Raw genomic sequence first — 20,366 nt, 5'->3', positions numbered from 1 at the left:
ATGGACGTCGAAATCGTAGGCAAGTTGTTGTCCACCCTTCCCGCCGATGACGATCACCCGTATCGCACCGGTCCGTGGCAACCGCAGACCACCGAGTTCCAAGCGGACAACCTCGAAGTTGTGTTCGGTGAGGTTCCGAAAGACCTCGACGGTGTCTACCTGCGAAATACCGAGAATCCGCTTCATCCCTCGATGAAGGCGTATCACCCCTTCGACGGTGACGGCATGATTCACATCGTGGGCTTCCGCGACGGAGAGTCGTTCTACCGCAACCGATTCGTACGTACGGACGGATTGGCGGCCGAGCAGGACGCCGGCGGCGCCTTGTGGGCCGGGCTCGCGGAGTCTCCCAAACTCAGTCGCCCCGAGGGCGGCAAGGGTGCGCGCACCCGGATGAAGGACGCGTCCAGCACTGACGTCGTCGTTCACCGGGGGACTGCTCTCACCAGCTTCTACCAGTGTGGGGATCTGTATCGGCTCGATCCGATGTCGGCGGAGACACTCGGAAAGGAAAGCTGGAACGGCAAGTTCCCCTTCGAATGGGGCGTGTCCGCGCATCCGAAGGTGGACGACAAGACCGGAGAAATGCTGTTCTTCAACTACAGCAAGGAAGCCCCGTACATGCACTACGGCGTCGTGGACTCGGCCAACGAGTTGGTCCACTACGTCGATGTCCCACTTCCCGGTCCGCGGTTGCCACACGACATGGCCTTCACGGAGAACTACGCGATCCTCAACGACTGCCCGTTGTTCTGGGATCCGGTTCTGCTCCAGAAGGGCGCGCACGTCGCGAATTTCCATCCCGAAATCCCGCTACGTCTCGGAGTCATCCCACGCCGCGGAAACACCGCTGACATCAAGTGGTTCGAGGCGGATCCGACGTATGTCCTGCACTTCGTGAACGCCTACGAAGAGGGGGACGAAATCGTTCTGGACGGTTTCTACCAGGGCGATCCGGAGCCGTCGGACAACGGGATGGGCAATCAGTGGGAACGCGCCTTCCGCTTCCTCGCTCTCGATCGTATGCAGACCCGACTGCACCGCTGGCGTTTGAACCTGGTCACCGGAGCCACGCGTGAAGAGCAGCTCAGTGACTCGATCACCGAATTCGGCATGATGAACGGGAATTTCGCGGGGGAGAAGTACCGATACGCATATGCGGCTTCGGGTAAACCGTCGTGGTTCCTGTTCGACGGCTTGGTCAAACATGACCTGCTGACGGGGAACGAGGAGCGATTCTCCTTCGGCGACGGTGTGTACGGCAGCGAGACGTCGATGGCGCCACGTGTGGGCGGTACCGCGGAAGACGACGGTTATCTCATCACGTTGACCACTGACATGAACGAGGATGCGTCCTTCTGTCTGATCTTCGACGCCGCCCGCGTCGGAGATGGTCCACTGTGCAAACTTCGCCTCCCCGAACGGATTTCGAGTGGTACCCATTCGACGTGGGCTCCGGGGGCCGAGCTTCGTCGCTGGCAGACCGCCGACACCGCCGCCGAAGCGGTCGGACTGTGACGGACGCGCCCGGCACGGGCACGTGGGAGATCTTGCGGCAGGTGGTGATCGGTGCACGAGATCTGGACAAGACCGGCCGGCAATTACGTGAAGCGTTGAATCTGGCACCAGGATTCGCGGATCCACTGCTCGAAGACATCGGTTTGGCCGACGAGACCCTTGCCGTCGGGCCGCAAGCCTTTCTGGAGATCGTCGCACCGCTCGACGAGACTGTCTCGTTGGCGAGATGGATCCGAAAGGGCGGAGGGGAGGGCGGTTATGCACTCTCGATCCAGGTATCGAATATCGCGCCCTATCTGGAACGTGCAGCCGCGGTCGGTGTTCGGACGGTGGCCGATCTCGAGGCCTACGGGCACCGCATCGTCCAGCTCCATCCCGGTGATCTCGGCCTGCTCGTAGAACTCGACGAGATTCCCGACGCCGACGAGTGGTTCTGGGACGAGACGGAGAAGGAGGTTTCGGTCGATCCATGGGTCGACGACATCCTCGGGGTCGACGTGTCCTCTCCCGCTCCGGCCAAGACGGCGACGCTCTGGGCCGAAGTGTTCGGAAAGAAATCGGCTTCGAGGCAAACACTCTCGATCACGCTGGGATCGCGCGTCGTGTCGTTCGTTCCGGGGGAGCGGTCGATGCTCAGTGCAATCGATCTGGCGGCGTCGAGCGGCGCCTCTGCCGTCGAGCCCGGTCTGAGTCTCGGCGGCGTCGAGTTCCGGATTCACCCACGCTGAAGCTTGCCTCACATCGAACGACAGAAATCGGGGCCGATCGCTCGAAGCGATCGACCCCGATTTCTTGTCATGGACTCAGGCGAAGTCCTGTCGCAAGCGAGTCTTGAGTAGCTTTCCACTCGCGTTGCGTGGCAGCTCCTCGACGAACCGAACTGCACTGGGGCACTTGAAGTGAGCCAGCCGCTCGCGTGACCACTCGATGATCTCGGCTTCGGCGGCACCAGAGTCGCCGGCTCGAACGACCACCGCAATGGGAGTCTCACCCCAGCGATCGGAATGAACGCCGACTACGGCGACCTCCCGGATTCCGGGGTGGCCGGAGAGAACGCTCTCCACCTCGGCGGGATAGACGTTCTCACCGCCGGAGACGATCATGTCCTTGAGACGGTCGTGGAGATAGAGATACCCGTCCTCGTCGAACGATCCGCCGTCTCCGGTGCGAAGCCAGCCCCCGTCCAACATGGTGGCGGCAGTAGCCGCCTCGTTGCGCCAGTAGCGCTTCATGACGTGAGCGCCGCCGATGACGACCTCGCCGCGGATACCGACTGGGACGTCTTCGAGGGTCACGGGATCGATGATGCGGATGGGTACGCCGAACATCGGCTGCCCGACCGACTTCAACCGATGCGCGGTCGACTCGTCGGTCGCCCGATGATCTTCAGGGGTCAGCATCGTGACGCCGCCGGTCGATTCGGTGAGTCCGTAAGCCTGCAGGAAACTGCATCCGAAGACCTTGGTGGCGTCCTGCAACAGAGGCAGTGGCATCGGAGCGGCTCCGTAGACCAAGAACTGCAGGGCGCTCCAATCCGCCTCGCGTACAGCAGGGAGCGAGGTCAAGACGCTGATCACCGCGGGAACGGCAACCGCATGCGTGACCTTGTACTCCTGCATCAGCGCCACCAACTCGAGGGGTCCGGCGATGGTCTTGAGAAGGAGGGCACCGCCGCCGAGCGTCGTGACCAGGGCGAGACCCAGTCCGGCTACATGGAAGAAGGGAACCGGGCACATGGCCACCGAATCGGTGTCGAGATCGAGCAGGTGATACATGGTCGCAAGTGCGCGGCCGAGGTTGGCGCCGGTGAGTTCGATTCCCTTGGGGTGGCCGGTGGTTCCCGACGTGTAGAAGATCAGCGCTGTGTCGTCGGGACTGCGCGACGCCCCCGGATCGTCGTCCCCGACGCCGGAAAGCCAGTCGTTCCACGAGACCGAGTTTCCGGCGCCGTCCACCGTGACGACGGTCCGGACGCTACCGACCGCAGCAGCGACGTCGGAGAGGCCCTCATCGCCTGCTCCGAGTACGACGACGGTCGGCTCGCTGTTGCTCAGGATGTAGTCGACCTCGCCCGGTGCCAGCCGATTGTTGACGGCCGTCAGAATCGAGCCCATCTTCGAAGATCCGTACAGGACGGAGAGGAAGGACGGTGCGTTCGCGCCGATGTACGCCACCCGGTCACCTGTTCGAACACCATCGCGCAGAAGTGCATTCGCGACACGATTGGCTTCGATGTCCAGTTCGCGGAAACTCGTTCGACCGTGATCGGAGATGACGGCGGTGCTCTCCGGACTGGCAATCGCCCGGCTACGCAGCAAGTCTTCGAGATTCTGCACGGGGCGTCCATCGGGTAGGAGCGCGTTCACAGAAGGTTCGCGGGTGCCGGGTTCACGGGTGGCAGTCGAACCTACGGCTGTCGGCTGAGTTGTCATGCTGAATGCTCCAATCTGAAGGGGGCAAAGACAGGGGGTTCGAAAATGCCGGTGGGAGCAGCGAGTACATGCTCGACGGCGCGTAGTGCCGGGCCCGCGGTGATGAACTGACCGGCGGTTGTCCGGCTGTGCGGATCTTGTGGTTCGACGAGATTGACGGTCATCACGATCTCGGGTTTGCCGTACAGGTGGACCTCCCATTGATCGCGCCCCACGTATTCCTCGCGATCGGGTTCCATGGTCCAGATGATGGCCAGAGTGAGGAACTGCTTTCCGTCGACGATTGCGTGCCAGCGCCATTCGGTGGTTCCGACGGTTCCCGCGGCGATGCGTCCGGCGGCGACGTCGAGATCCGTTCGCGCCGCGACGACCCTGTGATCGGACACGACTTCGTCGTAGGTGATGCCCAGTCGTTCGCACATGAACGCGATGGTTTCCAGATACAGCGACGCGTACAGCGAGGGCAACGGCCCAGTGCCGTCCAGTTCTTCCGGGGGCGAGCCCATCCCCATGACATTGAACGCGAAGTCGGGGTCAGGCATGCCGCGAGCGTCGAGCACCTCGTCGATCGTGATGCGGTCGAGTTCGATCGATGTTCCCGTCAGCGCCAACGCCAATCGCTCACCGATGACACCCGGGCTCACCCCGACGCCGAAGAGCGTCGAATCACCTTCCTTGCATGCGTGGGCGAACATGTGCTCGCGCTCGGTGCCGTGTGCGCGGGGGAAGTGCTGCCCGGCCGTCGTGATCACGTTGATCCCGGCGCGAAGCAGACGGCACAGATCGTCGTCGTGTCGTTCGTACGGAATCTGCAAACGTGGACTGTGGATGAGAACCTGTGGGCGCGAGCGGATGATCTCGTCCACGCTGCGTGTCGCGATCACGCCCGTCGGCGCGCGTCTGGCTATGTCGCCGGCATCGCGACCGGCCTTGGCGTCGCTGTACACGTACAGGCCGACCAACTCGAGGTCGGGACGATCGATGATTCCGCGTAGTGCCGTCTTGCCGATGGCACCGGTCGCCCACTGGGCAACACGAATCGGAGCGCTCATGATCGGGTGGTCAATTCGCCGGCGAAGAGGAGCTTGCCCAGTCCGCGTTCGTACCGAATCGGGTCGCGGGCGAGGCGCGCACGTGCGTCGATTGCCATGAAATCGGTGTCGCACGTCCACTCACCGCGCTGCATGGCGGCGAGTCCGGTCGCGGCAATGTCGAGGGGTTTTTCCTTGTGGCCCTGCACATGTGACGCCATGCGGGTGTCGACGCTGCCGACGATCAAGGACGTGACAGTGATGCCGCGCGGTTCGAGTTCGGCGCGAGCGATTCCGCCGAGTGACAGAGCGGCCGCCTTGGCCGGCGAGTAGCCACCCATGAAGGCGGTTGGAGCGATTGCGGCCACCGAGAGGACGTTGACTATCGATCCTCCGCCGCGGGCGGCGAGCACCGGCGCGAAGGCTCGGATCATCGTCAGAGGCCCGAAGTAGTTGACCTCCATCTCGGCTCGTGCAGCCGCTTCGTCGTCGGCCTCGATCAGCCGATTCCCGGTGAACAGTCCGGCGTTGTTGACGACGACCGTTGTGTCACCACACTTCGCGGCGGCAGCGTCGACGAGTCCTGGATCGGTGACGTCGAGTTCGACGATGTGTGCTCCGGTGGCTCGGAGCTCGGCCGGTGCCTCGTCGGGATTTCTCACCCCCGCATAGATTTTGGTTGCACCCATCGACTTCGCCTGTTGGACGAAGGCCAACCCGAGGCCTCGATTGGCGCCGGTGACGAGGACGGTAGCGCCCCCTATCGGAGTTCCGCGAAACATTGTCATGAGTGCTCCTGTGCCTGTCGGGTGTAGATGAGGTCGTCGGGATATTTCTTGCTCTTCTTCAATGACGATTCGGGTGCGAGCATCCCGAAGATCCAGCCTTCGGCTGTGGCCATGTCGTGGTTCCAGTCCCACCGCAGTGCGCGGTGGCGGATTCCCCACCTGCCGTCCTCGAAGCCGAAGCGGTCGATCAAGCGCGCCGAGGTGAGTGTGTCGGCTATGCCGTGCGAGTGCTTGATTCGTGCGAATGCGAGCACGTAGGACTCGACGTGTGCGGCGTCCCCGTCGAGTTCGATCAAGACGTTGGTCAGGGCGTGGGTCGTCAGCGACCGCGGGTGCGTGATGGCCTCGGCGATGTGGTCGACGTAGTCGTCGGCAGTGCCGGTGAAGACCCCGCCGTGGTCTTCGGTTGCACCTGGTAGGTAGCACTGCCGGGCGCCCTCGACGTCGCCGCGATCTGCGGCTCGGAGGAAACGCGCCAGAACCTCGTAGATTTCCTGCTTGGCGACCAGGGCTTCGATCGGGCTGTACTCCCGAGTGCCCGGGCCCCCGCCGGTATCGACTGCGCGAATGTCGTTGGACCTCACGATGATGTCCCTTCTCGGCTCCGGAGAGGAGTCGCACGTTGACGGAGTGCCTCTGCTTACTGTAGTAATCTCTATCACACTGTTAATTGAAGTGTCACGAGGAGGTGAAACCAATGCTTGGAACCACACCACCCGCACAACCCGGGAATGCGCCGGTTGTACTCACGCTTTCCGGTGTATCGATCGAATTCGGCGGTGTCACCGCTCTCGACGACGTCGGCTTCGACGTCCGCGCCGGTCAGATCTGCGGGCTCATCGGACCCAACGGCGCTGGTAAGACCACGCTGTTCAACTGCATCACAAGGATTTACGAGCCGAGCCGGGGCGTCATCACCTGGCAGGGAACCGATCTACTGGGGCTGCGCCCCTATGCGCTCGCGTCGGCCGGGATCGCTCGAACCTTCCAGAATCTCGCACTGTTCAGCGGCATGAGCGTCTTCGACAACACCATGGTCGGTGGATCGTCTCGGGGTCGCTTCGGTCTGGCAAGCGGGCTTCTCGGCTGGCCTCCAGCGCGCGCTCGAGTCCGAGAACTGCGAGAGAAGGCCTGGTATCTGCTCGAACGCCTCGAACTCGTCGACGTCGCGAACGCACCTGCGGCAGGCCTTCCGTTCGGAACACTCAAGCGCGTCGAGTTGGCGCGAGCATTGATGTCCGAGCCGTCGCTACTCCTGCTGGACGAACCTGCCGGTGGGCTCACGCACAGTGAAGTCAAGGAACTGGGAGAACTGATCGTCTCGCTCCGCGACGACTTCGGCTTCGGTGCGCTTCTGGTCGAACACCACATGGGATTGGTGCTCGGGATCTCCGATCACGTTGTAGCCCTGAACTTCGGCCACAAGATTGCCGAGGGAACTCCGGTGGAGATCCAGCAGGATGACGCCGTTATCAACGCGTACCTGGGACGTGCCGCATGACGCTTTTGAAGGTCGACGATCTGCATGCCGGCTACGGGCGAGGCAATGTACTGCACGGGGTTTCGCTCGATGTAGAACCTGGTGGGGTCGCTGTTGTTCTCGGTGCGAACGGCGCCGGAAAGACCACCATGATGCGTGCGCTGGCCGGTTTGATTCCGCATCAGGGAACGATCACCTTCAACGGTTCGCCGTTGGGTTCCAAACCGGAACGCGCCGTGGCCGCCGGCGTGAGCCTCGTCCCGCAAGGCCGCGGAACTCTCGGTCAACTGTCGGTGCGGGACAACCTGCTCGTCGGCGCTGCGTTGCGTAAGGACAAGGCTGAGATCGCAGCCGACATCGAGCGGTGGTGCGAGACATTTCCGGTACTCGGTCGTCGCTCGACGCAACTGGCGGGCTCACTCTCGGGTGGCGAACAGCAGATGCTTGCGGTCGCGCGCGCACTGATGAGTCGTCCCACACTGCTTCTGTGCGACGAACCCAGCCTGGGTCTGGCACCCATCGTCATTGCCGAATTGTTCGACACGCTCGGTGCGATCAACCGCAGCGACGGAACTGCACTGCTGATCGTGGAACAGAATGCCGATCTCGCAATGAAACTCGCGTCGAAGGTCTTCCTGCTCGACGTAGGCACCATCGTCGCTGCCGGAACGCCCGAGGAATTTCGTTCCGACGACGTCGTGCGCAGCGCTTACCTCGGGTACCAGGAGTAAACGGTGACACTCTTTCTGGAACGACTCATCTCCGGATTGACCAACGGATCGATCTACGCAATTCTCGCGCTGGCACTAGTGGTGGTGTTTCGCGCCACCGGCACGATCAACTTCGCTCAGGGCGAGTTGGCCCTGTTCACAACCTTTGTCGCCTGGTGGCTGACGACGATGTCCTGGCCGATCTGGTCGGCGATCGGAGCGGCCCTGGCTTTGGGATTCCTGCTCGGAGCATTGATGGAGCGTCTGCTCATTCGGCCGGTTCAGCGTCGAAGCGACATGGCAGTGCTGATCGTGGCACTGGGATTGTTCACCGGGCTCAACTCGTTGGCCGGAATGCTGTGGGGGAGCGATACGAAGATCATGCCGAGCCCGTTCCCCAACGGTCCGACCGATTACATCTCGGTGGGGGGTGCGCGTGTTTACGGCGACGCACTGGGCGTACTGGTGGCGCTCGTTGTCCTACTTGTGTTGATGTCCTTGCTCTTTCGCAAGACGAGAGTCGGTCTGCACATGCGTGCCGTCGCGGACAATGCCGAATCTGCCACTCTCGCCGGAGTTCCGACCAGCCGGATACTCGCAATCGGTTGGGGTGTTGCGGCAGCGATCGGCGCACTGGCAGGTGTCCTGGTCACTCCGCTCTCGCCGCAACAACTCGGTCTCACGACCATGTTTCCGATCTTCATCGCAGCATCTGCGGCCGCACTGTTCGGTGGACTCGACAGTCTTGTCGGTGCCGTGGTCGGCGGGTTGACGATCGGTGTCCTGGAATCGATGCTCAGCGGCTACATTTCGGCCATCGGCGGTTCGCTTCAGCAGACATCCGCTCTGCTGATCATCGTGGTGATCCTCTTCGTCAGACCCAATGGACTGTTCGGTACCAAGAAACTGGAGCGAGTATGACGACGCTTGCCGAGAGAAATGAACCCGCCGTCGCCGAAAAGGCGGTCAGGCAGCCGCGCGTGGTGGTCGCCGGTTCGACGTCGTACCGGATACTCCAACTGGTTCTGCTGGTGGCAGCCGTCTGTGCCTTGCTTCTCGCTTCACAAAGTGCGCCGTTTCGCGTGGGGCAGTTCACGAGCGTCTTCATCATCGCGATTGCCATTGCGGGACTGAATATCGTCAGCGGATACACCGGACTGCTGTCGATCGGCCATTCTGCCTTCTTCGGCCTCGGCGCGTACACGACCGGCGTGCTGATCGTCGATCGCGGATACTCGCCGTTGACCACGATCCCGATTGCAGTCGTATTATGTTTTGTACTAGGGCTTCTCGTCGGGCTTCCGTCGTTGCGGATCAAGGGGCTATATCTGGCTCTCGTGACACTCGCCGTCGCTGTGGCGTTTCCCGAAGTGATCCGAAAGACCGGGGATCTGACCGGTGGTGCCGCTGGAATGGTGGTTCGTGCAAATCTACTGGTCCCGCCGAAATGGACGGGGTTGACCCGAGCCGACACCTACCTCTGGATCTTTTGGGTGTCGGTGGTGACGCTGGCGATCGTCATGCTCCTGATTCGCAATCTCGTCAAGAGTCGATTCGGTCTGGCTATGGTCGCGGTGCGCGACAACGAGATCGCGGCGAGCGCAAACGGCATCAACGTCGCGCGGGTCAAGATTCTCGCTTTCGGGCTTTCCGGCGCGATCACGGGCCTGGCAGGTTCGCTGTTCACGATGTACATCGGTGCGCTCTCACCCGAATCCTTCTCGCTGATGAAGTCGATCGAGTTCATCACCGGACTGGTGTTGGGCGGAATCGCAACCCAATTCGGCCCGATCGTTGGGGCAACGGCAGTGGTGTTCCTGCCGTACTACACCGGAAGCGTCACCGACGGCCCCGTGTCGGGAGTGGTGTTCGGCGCGGTGCTGATCGCGATCGTGTTCTTGATGCCGGACGGAATCGTGGGTCGGATCAACAGCGTGCTCCGACGGTTCGTCCTCGTGGTTCCCGCAGATCATCCCAAGTATCGCGAGGGTGAACCTCGCACCTGAGTGCCGTCTCCCTCGCCCACTCTCGTTTCCCTCCACTCACAGCAAGGAACTGGACGATATGAAAAGGCAGACCACGATTCCCGCAGTCATCGCCGCTGCGGCACTACTCCTTTCGGCCTGCGGAGGTAGCTCCGATGCAGAGAGCAACACGTCGACATCGGCCGGCGCAGTATCGGTCGACGACTGCAGTGATCCCAGCGGTGCCGCAGCGCCGATCACCGACAAACTCACGGTGGGATGGAGTGGGCCGACGTCAGGCCCGCTCGCCGATGCCGTCGGCAACGTGATCGAAGGAATGCGAGCACGGTTCGAGGTGGAGAACGCGGCCGGCGGCGTCGGCGGCGTCAAGCTCGACGTCGTGGTCAAGGACGATGCATTCTCCCCGGAGCGCGCCAAAGCCAACGTCGGAGAGTTCATTCAGAAGGACAAGGTCGACGTTCTGGGTACCTTCGGGGCCGGACAGTTGAACGCCATCGCGGATGATCAGACCACTGCCTGCGTGCCGCTGCTCTTCGCGCAGGCAGGCATGCCCGAGTTCCGGGTCATCGAAGACTTCCCGTGGACCACGGAGTATCTACCGGATCCGGGCGTCGAGATGGAGGTAGTGGTCGAGAGCTTGAAGAAGAAGTATCCGAACGGCGCCAAGGTCGCACTGGCCACGAACCAGACCGAATCCGGACAGGGAATCGCCAACGGCTTCAAATCCGCGATCGAAGGAACCAACTTCGAGATCGCGGCGGAGGAGGCGCTGACCGACCCCAAGACGGCGGCTTCGACTCTCAAGGCCAGCGGCGCCGAGGTTTTGGTGGTCGCCGGTGTCACTACCGACTGCCTCGCGATCACTCAGGCGATCGGACGTGTCGGATGGAAGCCCGACACCGTGATTCAGCCGTCGAACTGCGTCGACGGTGCGACCCTGTACGCGCCCGCCGGTGATGCTGCAGACGGGCAGCAGGTGATGGTGTGGCTCAAGGATCCCAACAACGCTCTCTACAAGGACGACGCAGCAGTACGTGACTACCTTGCCGGAGCGGCGGCTCACGGTGCCGATTCCCCGACCAACAGCTACACCGTGAACGGATGGGCCATCGGTGACCTGTTGGTGGACAACTTCACTCGGGCCTCTGAGTCTTCTGACGGACTCTCTCGCGCCACCATCATGAGTGCCGCGCGTACGCAGGACTACCACCCGCCGATGTTCATCGACGGAATCAAGTTCACCATGACCGCCGATCATGCGCTGGGCATCTTGGCATTCCAGCCGTTCGAGTGGAATGCCACTACCCAGGCGTTCGAGAAGCAAGGCGACGTGATCGACATTTCCGGCCGTTACGAGAACTGAGGCGAGTGCGCGAATGAACAAGACACACAGGGGATTGCATCCTCGCGGCAAGGTGGACGAATACACCTCGAAGGGGTGGTGGTCCGACGAGACAATCGATCAGGTGTTCCGGGCGCAGGTGCGGGCCCGCGGCGACGAACTCGCGGTAGTTGATCCGGCGAACCGGAGCGAGTTGTCCGGCGGAGATCCACGACGCCTCAGTTGGAACCAACTGGAGAGCGAAGTCATCGCGCTCGCTGCCCGCTTCTCCGAGGTGGGTTTGGGCCGGGGCGATGTTCTGGGTGTGCAGATGCCCAACACCGTCGAACTGGTCGAGGTTTATCTCGCAGCGTGGTCGCTGGGGATCGTGGTCTCACCCTTGCCGATGCAGTACCGCGAACGCGAAGTGGAAGGAATGGCAAACCAGGCTGCGTTTGCAGCATTTGTCACCGTACCCAGTTTTGGTGACAGACTCCCTGCTACGGAGATCGCTGCAATCAGATCCCGGATTCCTTCTCTGAGATCGGTGTTCGCCTACGCTCCCGCGTCCGAGCTTCCGGCTCAGCTTCCCGCCGGCGTCGTGGGGCTGAGTCCTCGGACTGCGACCGAAGCGCAGCGAAGTGAACTGGATGAACGAAACACCGAAGATCCGAACGACCCCAACGATGCGATGACGATCTGTTGGACCTCCGGGACCGAAAGCGAGCCGAAGGGGGTCCCACGTTCGCACTACGAGTGGCTGGCCATCTGCTGGGCCACGATCGACGCTCCCGACATCGTCGTCGGCGACGTCTTGTTGAACCCGTTCCCGATGGTCAACATGGCCGGAATCAACGGAATGTTCCTGCCGTGGCTCCGCACGGGATGTGTACTGGTACAGCACCACCCGTTCGACCTTCGAGTGTTCCTCGGGCAGATCGAGGCCGAGCGAGTGACGTACACGGTAGCGCCGCCTGCGCTGTTGTGGATGCTGCTCGCCGACGAGTCGATGCTCGCGGCAGTCGACCTGTCGAGCTTGACTCGGATTGGTTCGGGTTCGGTGCCACTGCAACCTCCGATGGTGCGGGGATGGCAGGAGCGGTACGGAATCGGAGTCATCAACTTTTTCGGATCCAACGAAGGAATCAGTCTGCTCTCCTCGCCTGCGGACATGCCGGATCCGGACGACCGCGCACGGTACTTCCCCCGCTTCGGTGTCGAGAACTTTCGCTGGAGCACCAGGATCTCGGACTGGATGGACGTTCGCTTGGTCGACGTGGTCACCGGCGAGGACATCACCGAAGTCGGGCACCCGGGTGAGTTGCGCATCAGCGGACCGACGGTCTTTGCCGGCTATCTCGGCGATCGGCCGTCACCGTTCGACGAACGCGGATTCCTCTGCACCGGAGACATCTTCGAGATTGCCGGTGATCACGGGCAGTTCCTCCGCTACCTGGACCGGGGGAAGGACCTCGTGATCCGCGGCGGAATGAACATAGCTCCAGCCGAACTGGAGGGATTGATCGCCGAGCATCCGGCCGTGGCGGATGTGGCCGTCATCGGCGACCCCGACGAAGTGCTCGGTGAGCGCGTCGCAGCAGTGGTCACGCTGCGGCCCGAGACGGAACTCGAGCTGGACGCTCTGGTCGCGTTCCTGAAGGACAAGCGCATCGCGTCGTACAAGCTTCCCGAACGGCTGGAAATTCGGAAAGAGCTGCCGCGCAATTCGACCGGAAAGATCCTCAAGCGTGAACTTCGACAGAAGAGTGTGGCATGAGTGTGATGAACGACAGTGAAAAACTTGCGCTGGCGCGTGAGATGTTCCAGGCCTGGGACGTCATGGATTGGACACGCGTCGTCGATCTGTTCGCCGAGGACGGTGTGCTCCACAGCGTGATGCAGGAACCTCTTGTCGGCAAGGAAGCTGTCGCGGGCCGAATTGCGTTGCTGGCAAGCAAGTGCGAACGGATCACCTTGAAGATCGAATCTCTCGGCGTGATCGACGGCAGGGTATTCGTGCAGCGAGTCGATGACTTCCACTTCGACGGTACCCACGGCGTCGTGCCTGTTGTCGGAATCCTCACCATGGCAGACGGACGGATCACCGAGTGGCTCGAATACTACGACCGTCCGACACTCTTGAAGGGAATGGGTCTTGTCGACGATTTCGAGTAGCGGGACTTCGAGTAGAGGGACTTCACAGAGAGGATTGCCGACTATCGACATCTCCCTGGGTTTGTGGCAGGACCGTCCGCCGCGTGAAGTGACTGTCACTGCGCGCCTTGCCGACAAACTGGGGTTCGGCCGAGTGTGGGTGGGGGAGATGGCGACGTACGACGCCTTTGCACTGGCGACGTCAGTCGGCGTCGGCTTCGAGCACTCCGAACTGGTGGTCGGCCCGCTCGCGGTGACGGTTCGTGATCCGGCGATGATCGCGATCGGGGCGGCGTCGGTGGCCGGCCTGACCGGGCGTCTTGTGTCGATAGCGTTGGGCACGTCCAGCACTGTCGTGGTCGAAAAATGGCATGGACGAAGCAGATCCGGGGCAGCTCGAGCGCTCGCGGAGTCCGCCCGCGGTGTGCGATCGCTCATGAACGGCGAGCGGGGCGAAGTCGCCGGCACGGTGATGCGCACCAGTGGATACAGGCTGCGTCTTCAACCGCCGGGCGGCCGGCTCATCGTTGCAGCTTTCGGAGACCGGGCCCTTCGCGCCGCGGTGGAGTTGGGCGACGAACTAGTGCTCAATCTGGTCAGCCCGGAGCAAGCGGGGCGCCTGATCACACGGTGCAAGGAAATCGCGGCTGAAATGGAAACGGCGATGCCCCAGGTGTCGGTTTGGTCGCCGGCGGCCGTGGCAGCCGAAGGCCCAACTCAAATGTCGATCGATCAACTCCGACGTGGACTCGTGCCGTATCTCGCTGCCCCCGGATACTCGGACATGTTCGTCCGCGCAGGCTTCGCGGACGTGATCGAGGCAGCCAGGGCCGGGACCGCGCCTCGCGAGCTCTTGAGTCAGGTCTCCGACGCCATGGTGGCGACGGTGGGAATCGTCGGAACTCCGGCCGATGCCCGTGAGCAGCTCGAGGCGTACCGAGCGGCGGGTGTGGACACCGTCGTGGCCGTGCCTTCATCCACTGATTCGGATCCGGCCGGGAAAGCGACCATGGAACTTCTTGCCGAGATGGCATGACATATCCCCGACGAACTTACTCTCAGGTAAGTTCGTCGAGGATATGTCGAATCGGAGGAGTTGCCGTGAGTGATCGTGTTCGTGTCGAGGTAGTGCAGTCGGTGGCGTACGTAACGCTGAACCGACCGGAGAAACTCAACGGTCTCGATCTGGATATGCTCGACGCACTGGTGAATGCCGCTCGAACGATCGAAACCGATCGTTCGATTCGGGGTGTAGTTCTGCAAGGCGCGGGTGACGCATTCTCTGCCGGGTTGGACTTCGCTTCTGCGGGCAAGCAACCGATGCGGATGGCCAAGGCCTTTGCAAAATTTCCAGGTCAGAAGACCAACCTATTTCAACGCGCGTGCTGGGTGTGGCGCGAATTGCCCGTGCCCGTCATCGCGGTCGTTCACGGCCATTGCTTCGGTGGGGGACTGCAATTGGCGCTCGCTGCAGACTTTCGCTTTACCACCCCCGATTGCACGTTCTCGGTGATGGAGGCGAAGTGGGGATTGATTCCAGACATGACAGGGACGGTCACGATGCGTGAACTCGCGGCAATGGACGTCGTGAAACGCCTTGCCATGACGGCGGAACTATTCGGCGGAAATCAGGCTCTCGAGTGGGGTTTCGTGAGCGGAGTCAGCGACAATCCACTCAAGCCGGCACAGGAACTGCTGTCGCAGATCATGACTCGCTCACCGGACGCGGTCGCAGCAACGAAGACGTTGTTGCACAAGACCTGGAACCGATCGCCTCGCTGGGCATTCTGGATTGAATCGCGGATCCAACTGGCTTTGATGAGGGGTGAAAACCACAAGATCGTGCGCACCGCGAACGGTGCGAAGAGGTTGCCGGAGTTCGCTATTCGGAAGTTCGGCTGACGAACTCCGGCATCGCGGCGCCGTGCGGCGTCCACGTCGAGGTTGATCACAGCATCAGGTCTCGTCCTGATCGGTCTTTGATGAGCATCGTTGCGACGAAGGACACCGCGGCCAACAGGGCGAGATAGATCGAGATGGCCAGAGTGCCACCTGTTCTGCCGAGGAGCCACTGCGCAACGGTTGGCGCGAAAGCGCCACCGAAAATGGTGCCGACGGCGTAGGAGATCGATGCGCCGCTGTAACGGATCGAAGCCGGGAACAGCTCGGCGAACAATGCCGGTTGAGGTCCGTACGAAAGCCCGAGTCCGACCGAGAAGAGGATCATTGCCACATAGATCCAGCCGAGATTTCCAGTGTCGATGAGGAGGAAGAACGGCACCGCGAACAGGACCATTGCGAGGTTGCCCACGTTCATCACCCTGGTGCGGCCGCGCCGATCCGACCAGTAGGCGCCGATCATGGTGAACACGCCCCACGTGACGGCACTGGCGAGCGTGGCAATCAGTAGTTCCGTCTTACCCAAGCCGTACGTCTTGGTGGCGTACGCGACGATGAATCCACCGATCACCATGTAGCCGTTGCCGTTTGTGCCGATGAAGGACAGGGCAGCGAGTACGACCTGTTTCGGGTGCTTCTTGAACAGCGTGCGGATAGGCGTATTGCTCTCGGTGCGGCGTTCCTTGAGTTCGGCGAAGACGGGTGACTCGCTGACCCTGCTTCGGATGTAGAAGCCGACGCCGATCAACACGACGCTGAGCAGGAACGGCACTCGCCATCCCCAGGTGGTGAACTGTTCGTCCGTGAGGGTGAACGTGCACAGTGCCAAAACGCCGGTGGCGAGCAACATTCCGAGCGGTACACCCATCTGGACGAATGCTCCGAAGAACCCTCGGCGTTTGGTGGGTGCGTGTTCGACGGCAAGAAGAGCGGCCCCGCCCCATTCACCGCCCGTCGAGAATCCCTGCACGATTCGGAGAAGTATCAGCAGGATCGGCGCCCAGATTCCGATCGAGGCATACGTCGGCAGCACACCGATCAGGACCGTCGCGGCGCCCATCATTGCCAGAGTTGCCACCAGTACGCGCTTTCGGCCGAGTCGATCACCGAGATAGCCGGCGACGATGGCGCCGAGTGGACGGAAGACGAAGCTGATGCCGACCGTGACGTAGGAGACGATCTGACCCGCCGAGCCCATCGGCTTGAAGAACAGGTCCGCAAAGATCAGCGCTGCGGCTTGGGCGTAGATGAAGAAGTCGTACCATTCGACGGTGGTGCCGACCATCGATGCCATCGCGGCGCGGTCGTACTCCTTCGCGGCGGGTTTGGTGCCAGTTCTGGTAGTGGTCATCGAGCTACTTTCTGCCAGTCACGTGGTCCACCGAAGGGGTGAACTGCGAAGTCGGAACAGGGGAGAAATACTGTTCGATCTGCGACGTTGCCGGTGTGCTCGGTGCATGCTTGTGGCGGACTCGGAGCGTTCCTGCGCGATCCCATTGTCAATATCGGCAACCGAATGATCGGTAGGTAATGAATTATGCAGAAGTGTGTGCGTCAACACAAGAGGTGTCGGGAAGGTCTGATTATCCGGTGCGGAGCGTGCGAGAAATCAGGTGCCGCTCAGTTTTGGGGCGACGCGGCAATGCGCAGGTCGATTTCCCGGGCGCTGAGGAGGTGGTCGAGGACAAGAACCGCGCAGCCGAGAATGCCGGATTGTGCGCCGTGGCTGACCGATGCGATCTGCAGCTTTCGGGTGGCAAGCGCCGTTGCATTGCCGTACACGGACTCTCGAAGCCCGGCGAGGAAGAGTTCGTCTGCCTCGGCCATGTCGCCGCCGATGATCAGGACCTCGGGATTGAGGAGGTTGACCGCGCCGGAAATGACGTCGCCGATCAGTCGACCGCTGCTTCTGATGAGCCGGCGTGCTTCGCTGTCGCCGTCCAGTGCGAGGCGGACCACGTCACGCACGTGCCCGACGCTTCGGCCCTGATCTCGGAGGGCATGCACGAGAGCCCAACCGCTGGCGACGGTTTCGACGCAGCCGACGTCGCCGCACCGACATTTCATGCCCCGTGCCGCAGCAGTTTTCGTGTGCCCGATCTCGCCGGAGGCTCCGAGTGAACCACGCTGGAGGACTCCGCCCAGGACGATTCCCGCGCCCAGGCCGGTCGATGCCTTGATCATCAGGAGGTTGGGCGCGCTCTCGCGGCGTTCGCTCAATTCGGCCAGAGCCATCACGTTGGCATCGTTGTCGGCAAACAGTGGTGCCGTCGTCACCGATGCCAAGTAGGGGGCGAGGGCAACTCCGTCCCATCCCGCCATCATCGGAGAGTCGAGGCTCGCTCCTGCGGCGACGTCGACCGTTCCGGGAATGCTCAGTCCGATTCCGATGACCTCGGTAGACGTGCGTTGGACCTGGGTCAGTAGTGACGAAAGATGCTCGGCAATTTCGGGCATCAGTTCGTCGGGGCCGACCCCGACCGACTTGTCGATGTCTTCTGCAGCGAGGATCGTGCCCGCCAGGTCGGTGACTGCAAGTTGTGCCCGCGATCGACCGATTGCCACGACGAGAACCACGCCGGACGAGTTCGCGAACGTGAGAGTGGATGGCGGCCGACCGCCTGTCGACGGGCCCTCGTCGTCATCGGCGATCAAACCAAGCGATTGAAGTGCTGCAACCCTGGCCGATACCGCCGTCCTCGACAGCCCGGTGAGCTTCCCGATCTCGCTGCGCGTGGTCGCGGAACCGCTGCGTATCAGCGTGAATACCTCTCCCGCGGTAGCCGGAGTCGTGGACGGTCGGGTCATTGTCCTATTCAAGCATTCCTCGTCAGTAACTTCAGCGTGCGAAAGTTCCCGTACTTTGTCCACAAAAAGACGTAAGTAGGTCTTGTTAAAAAGCAGAAGTAGGCATAGTCTGTGTCTTGACTCACTGCCACGGGCGTCCGAGGAGACGAGTCGCAGTTTCTGTGAAGCAGGGCGCACAAACAGGGGAGAGCCTGATGAGCCGCACCGATACACAAGAGATCGTCGAGTTTGCACGTAAGTGGCAGCAGTTCGACGGTGGACCTGACGAAGAGATCTTTGTAACCTTCGGCCTCGCCCCGGACGAGTATTTTCGCAGGCTGCAGGCGATTCTCGATGACGGCGTCGTAGCGCTGACTCCGCCGGTCACCGGCGAACTCGCAACCGTCTGTGCACATCGACTCGGCCGATCGGCCAGGCGTCGATAAGTCCGACCCGGCGTAAGCCCCGAGTCACCCGAATCCGTTTCATCCGAGTAAGGAATTGAGGTCGCCATCATGCACAAGCACCTACCGATGCCGTACCCGACCGCCGAAGTGTGGGATTGGCAGCTGCAGGGAGCGTGCCGTGGGCATGACTCCGCGGTGTACTTCCACCCGGACGGCGAGCGCGGACATGCTCGCGAGAACCGTGAACGCAACGCCAAGAAGGTCTGCGGGACGTGCCCTGTACTCCAGCAGTGTCGCGAACACGCACTGTCCGTCCACGAGCCGTACGGCATCTGGGGTGGAATGACGGAGACCGAGCGCGCAGAATATGTGCGATCGCTGCGTAAGCGCAGCAACCGGATGCCCGCGGTCGCCAACGCGAGCTGACGGTCCTTCGGAAAGGACTCCAGTGTGACGCTCGTTGCCGGTATCGATTCGTCTACCCAGTCGTGCAAAGTCATTGTCCGTGACGCCGATTCGGGCGAACTGGTACGAGAAGGGCGAGCGGCTCATCCAGTCGGTACCGAGATCGATCCGGCACGCTGGCTCGAGGCGATGGACAGTGCAATCGCCGCGGCGGGTGGGCTGGACGACGTTGCAGCCGTTTCCGTCGGAGCTCAACAGCACGGCATGGTGTGTCTGGACAACGGCGGCGAGGTCGTCAGGCCGGCGTTGCTGTGGAACGACACTCGTTCGGCGAAGGCTGCGTCCGATCTGGTCGACGAACTCGGCGGATCGAAGGAATGGGCCGACGCCGTCGGAGTCGTTCCGGTCGCCGCGGTCACGGCAAGCAAGCTTCGATGGCTGGCAGATCACGAACCGGCCAACGCCGATCGCACTGCCGCAGTGTGTCTTCCGCACGACTGGCTGTCCTGGAAATTGGGCGGGTCAGGTTCGTTGAAGGAACTTGCGACAGATGCGGGCGACGCCAGTGGAACCGGCTATTACGCTGCCTCGACGCGCGAATACCGTACCAATATGTTGGCGTTGGCATTTCGTGATCGAATCCCACAGGTTCCCCGAGTTGCAGCGCCGAACGAAAAGATCGGAAGTACTCACTCCGGGGGAATCATCGGACCGGGTACGGGTGACAATGCCGCAGCCGCACTGGGTTTGGGCGCAGTCCCCGGTGACGTGATCATCTCGATCGGAACTTCCGGCGTCGTGTCGGCTGTATCAGTCACGCCCACAAACGATCCCAGTGGAAACGTGGCAGGATTCGCAGACGCAACCGGACTGCACCTGCCGTTGGTGTGCACTCTCAACGGCGCCCGCATCCTCGATGCGACGGCATCCGTTCTCGGCGTCGATCACGCCGAGCTGTCCAGGTTGGCGCTGACCGCGCCCCTCGGAAACGACGGTCTGGTCATGATTCCGTACTTCGAGGGTGAACGGACGCCCAACCGGCCCGATGCCACGGGAGCCATGCACGGTTTCCGTTTGCAGAACTCGACGCCTGCGCACTTTGCACGAGCCGCAGTCGAAGGTCTCCTGTGCGGCTTGGCCGATGGCGTCGACGATCTGGTTCGTCAGGGTGTCGAGGTGAAGCGAGTTCTCCTCGTGGGAGGCGGAGCGAAGTCTCGTGCTCTCTGTGAGATAGCGCCGGCAGTTCTCGGGGTGCCGGTCGTGATCCCTGCTCCGGGTGAGTACGTCGCCGAGGGGGCCTGCAGGCAAGCAGCATGGGCACTGTCCGGGGACGCACAGCCGCCGGTGTGGCCGAAACCGGAAGAGCGACGATTCGACGCCGAACCAGCTCCCCACGTGCGCGAGCGCTACGCGTCGTTGCGCGAACTCACCGAAGGCGTTTGAGCGCTC

At 62.1% G+C, this 20,366-nt stretch carries 20 protein-coding genes; 14 read left to right on the top strand and 6 right to left on the bottom strand.

The window, feature by feature from the left end; genetic code table 11:
* Both ACSW29_RS15195 and ACSW29_RS15190 read left to right on the top strand, forming a co-directional pair.
* Complete coding sequence (locus ACSW29_RS15195; RefSeq protein ID WP_317827368.1) at positions 1–1,518, top strand: carotenoid oxygenase family protein; 1,518 nt, start codon at positions 1–3, stop codon at positions 1,516–1,518.
* On the top strand, positions 1,515–2,246 hold the full coding sequence (locus ACSW29_RS15190; RefSeq protein ID WP_317827367.1) for a hypothetical protein: 732 nt from the start codon (positions 1,515–1,517) through the stop codon (positions 2,244–2,246). Before ACSW29_RS15195 ends, ACSW29_RS15190 begins: the two co-directional genes overlap by 4 nt.
* A gap of 75 nt (positions 2,247–2,321) precedes the next feature.
* Here the strand turns inward: ACSW29_RS15190 and ACSW29_RS15185 are convergent, their stop codons facing one another.
* The 4 genes from ACSW29_RS15185 to ACSW29_RS15170 are packed head-to-tail and all read right to left on the bottom strand — an operon-like array spanning position 2,322 to position 6,353.
* On the bottom strand, positions 2,322–3,950 hold the full coding sequence (locus ACSW29_RS15185; RefSeq protein ID WP_448277612.1) for a long-chain-fatty-acid--CoA ligase: 1,629 nt from the start codon (positions 3,948–3,950) through the stop codon (positions 2,322–2,324).
* Positions 3,947–5,002, bottom strand: a complete 1,056-nt coding sequence (locus ACSW29_RS15180; protein ID WP_448277611.1) for an NAD(P)H-dependent amine dehydrogenase family protein — start codon at positions 5,000–5,002, stop codon at positions 3,947–3,949. Before ACSW29_RS15180 ends, ACSW29_RS15185 begins: the two co-directional genes overlap by 4 nt.
* Positions 4,999–5,769 carry an SDR family oxidoreductase gene (locus ACSW29_RS15175; protein ID WP_448277610.1) on the bottom strand — a complete coding sequence of 257 codons (771 nt, stop codon included), beginning with the start codon at positions 5,767–5,769 and terminating at the stop codon, positions 4,999–5,001. The genes ACSW29_RS15180 and ACSW29_RS15175 overlap by 4 nt, the downstream gene beginning before the upstream one ends.
* Entirely contained in the window at positions 5,766–6,353 is a 588-nt protein-coding gene (locus ACSW29_RS15170; protein ID WP_448277609.1) for a nuclear transport factor 2 family protein, read from the bottom strand. Before ACSW29_RS15170 ends, ACSW29_RS15175 begins: the two co-directional genes overlap by 4 nt.
* A gap of 113 nt (positions 6,354–6,466) precedes the next feature.
* Here ACSW29_RS15170 and ACSW29_RS15165 point away from each other — a divergent pair, with 113 nt between their 5' ends.
* From ACSW29_RS15165 to ACSW29_RS15125, 9 genes are all read left to right on the top strand, one after another.
* Positions 6,467–7,270, top strand: a complete 804-nt coding sequence (locus tag ACSW29_RS15165; protein ID WP_347874423.1) for an ABC transporter ATP-binding protein — start codon at positions 6,467–6,469, stop codon at positions 7,268–7,270.
* Positions 7,267–7,980 (top strand): ABC transporter ATP-binding protein, encoded by a 714-nt coding sequence (locus ACSW29_RS15160; protein ID WP_378446353.1) that lies wholly within the window; start codon positions 7,267–7,269, stop codon positions 7,978–7,980. Before ACSW29_RS15165 ends, ACSW29_RS15160 begins: the two co-directional genes overlap by 4 nt.
* Positions 7,981–7,983: 3 nt before the next feature.
* Entirely contained in the window at positions 7,984–8,880 is an 897-nt protein-coding gene (locus ACSW29_RS15155; protein WP_317827360.1) for a branched-chain amino acid ABC transporter permease, read from the top strand.
* Positions 8,877–9,965, top strand: coding sequence for a branched-chain amino acid ABC transporter permease (locus ACSW29_RS15150; protein ID WP_448277608.1), 1,089 nt, complete (start codon positions 8,877–8,879; stop codon positions 9,963–9,965). The genes ACSW29_RS15155 and ACSW29_RS15150 overlap by 4 nt, the downstream gene beginning before the upstream one ends.
* Before the next feature lie 58 nt (positions 9,966–10,023).
* A complete protein-coding gene (locus ACSW29_RS15145) occupies positions 10,024–11,307 on the top strand; it encodes an ABC transporter substrate-binding protein (RefSeq protein WP_448277607.1) in 1,284 nt (427 codons plus the stop codon).
* A 13-nt stretch (positions 11,308–11,320) separates the two neighbouring features.
* Positions 11,321–13,042, top strand: coding sequence for a class I adenylate-forming enzyme family protein (locus ACSW29_RS15140; RefSeq protein WP_347874419.1), 1,722 nt, complete (start codon positions 11,321–11,323; stop codon positions 13,040–13,042).
* Positions 13,039–13,440 (top strand): nuclear transport factor 2 family protein, encoded by a 402-nt coding sequence (locus ACSW29_RS15135; protein ID WP_230814398.1) that lies wholly within the window; start codon positions 13,039–13,041, stop codon positions 13,438–13,440. Before ACSW29_RS15140 ends, ACSW29_RS15135 begins: the two co-directional genes overlap by 4 nt.
* A 34-nt stretch (positions 13,441–13,474) precedes the next feature.
* Positions 13,475–14,455, top strand: coding sequence for an LLM class F420-dependent oxidoreductase (locus ACSW29_RS15130; protein WP_448277606.1), 981 nt, complete (start codon positions 13,475–13,477; stop codon positions 14,453–14,455).
* 65 nt (positions 14,456–14,520) lie between these two features.
* Positions 14,521–15,321 carry a crotonase/enoyl-CoA hydratase family protein gene (locus ACSW29_RS15125; RefSeq protein WP_448277605.1) on the top strand — a complete coding sequence of 267 codons (801 nt, stop codon included), beginning with the start codon at positions 14,521–14,523 and terminating at the stop codon, positions 15,319–15,321.
* Positions 15,322–15,367: 46 nt separating this feature from the next.
* On the opposite strand, the gene ACSW29_RS15120 is transcribed toward ACSW29_RS15125, so the two are convergent.
* Entirely contained in the window at positions 15,368–16,669 is a 1,302-nt protein-coding gene (locus ACSW29_RS15120) for an MFS transporter (protein WP_448277604.1), read from the bottom strand.
* Between the two features lie 269 nt (positions 16,670–16,938).
* Complete coding sequence (locus ACSW29_RS15115) at positions 16,939–18,126, bottom strand: ROK family transcriptional regulator (protein ID WP_347874415.1); 1,188 nt, start codon at positions 18,124–18,126, stop codon at positions 16,939–16,941.
* A gap of 194 nt (positions 18,127–18,320) precedes the next feature.
* On the opposite strand from ACSW29_RS15115, the gene ACSW29_RS15110 reads away from it, so the two are divergent.
* The 3 genes from ACSW29_RS15110 to xylB all read left to right on the top strand — a co-directional run bounded on the left by ACSW29_RS15110 (position 18,321) and on the right by xylB (position 20,360).
* The gene (locus ACSW29_RS15110) at positions 18,321–18,551 is read left to right on the top strand and encodes a DUF3263 domain-containing protein (RefSeq protein WP_230814393.1); all 231 of its coding nucleotides are present in this window, start codon (positions 18,321–18,323) and stop codon (positions 18,549–18,551) included.
* A 69-nt stretch (positions 18,552–18,620) separates the two neighbouring features.
* The gene (locus ACSW29_RS15105) at positions 18,621–18,938 is read left to right on the top strand and encodes a WhiB family transcriptional regulator (protein WP_230814392.1); all 318 of its coding nucleotides are present in this window, start codon (positions 18,621–18,623) and stop codon (positions 18,936–18,938) included.
* Positions 18,939–18,962: 24 nt separating this feature from the next.
* The gene (gene xylB, locus ACSW29_RS15100; RefSeq protein WP_448277603.1) at positions 18,963–20,360 is read left to right on the top strand and encodes a xylulokinase; all 1,398 of its coding nucleotides are present in this window, start codon (positions 18,963–18,965) and stop codon (positions 20,358–20,360) included.
* The last annotated feature ends 6 nt before the right edge of the window (positions 20,361–20,366 follow it).

The sequence above is a fragment of the Rhodococcus sp. GB-02 genome (assembly GCF_053470465.1).
The sequence above is the reverse complement of the archived record's forward strand: the minus strand, read 5'-3'. Positions and strand labels throughout refer to the sequence as shown.

Coding starts and splice junctions, on each gene's coding strand:
- ACSW29_RS15105 (WP_230814392.1), top strand. CDS start 18,621: ATGCACAAGCACCTACCGATGCCGTACCCGACCGCCGAAGTGTGGGAT.
- ACSW29_RS15195 (WP_317827368.1), top strand. CDS start 1: ATGGACGTCGAAATCGTAGGCAAGTTGTTGTCCACCCTTCCCGCCGAT.
- ACSW29_RS15145 (WP_448277607.1), top strand. CDS start 10,024: ATGAAAAGGCAGACCACGATTCCCGCAGTCATCGCCGCTGCGGCACTA.
- ACSW29_RS15185 (WP_448277612.1), bottom strand. CDS start 3,950: ATGACAACTCAGCCGACAGCCGTAGGTTCGACTGCCACCCGTGAACCC.
- ACSW29_RS15115 (WP_347874415.1), bottom strand. CDS start 18,126: ATGACCCGACCGTCCACGACTCCGGCTACCGCGGGAGAGGTATTCACG.
- ACSW29_RS15150 (WP_448277608.1), top strand. CDS start 8,877: ATGACGACGCTTGCCGAGAGAAATGAACCCGCCGTCGCCGAAAAGGCG.
- ACSW29_RS15165 (WP_347874423.1), top strand. CDS start 6,467: ATGCTTGGAACCACACCACCCGCACAACCCGGGAATGCGCCGGTTGTA.
- ACSW29_RS15110 (WP_230814393.1), top strand. CDS start 18,321: ATGAGCCGCACCGATACACAAGAGATCGTCGAGTTTGCACGTAAGTGG.
- ACSW29_RS15175 (WP_448277610.1), bottom strand. CDS start 5,769: ATGACAATGTTTCGCGGAACTCCGATAGGGGGCGCTACCGTCCTCGTC.
- ACSW29_RS15135 (WP_230814398.1), top strand. CDS start 13,039: ATGAGTGTGATGAACGACAGTGAAAAACTTGCGCTGGCGCGTGAGATG.
- ACSW29_RS15180 (WP_448277611.1), bottom strand. CDS start 5,002: ATGAGCGCTCCGATTCGTGTTGCCCAGTGGGCGACCGGTGCCATCGGC.
- ACSW29_RS15140 (WP_347874419.1), top strand. CDS start 11,321: ATGAACAAGACACACAGGGGATTGCATCCTCGCGGCAAGGTGGACGAA.
- ACSW29_RS15160 (WP_378446353.1), top strand. CDS start 7,267: ATGACGCTTTTGAAGGTCGACGATCTGCATGCCGGCTACGGGCGAGGC.
- ACSW29_RS15120 (WP_448277604.1), bottom strand. CDS start 16,669: ATGACCACTACCAGAACTGGCACCAAACCCGCCGCGAAGGAGTACGAC.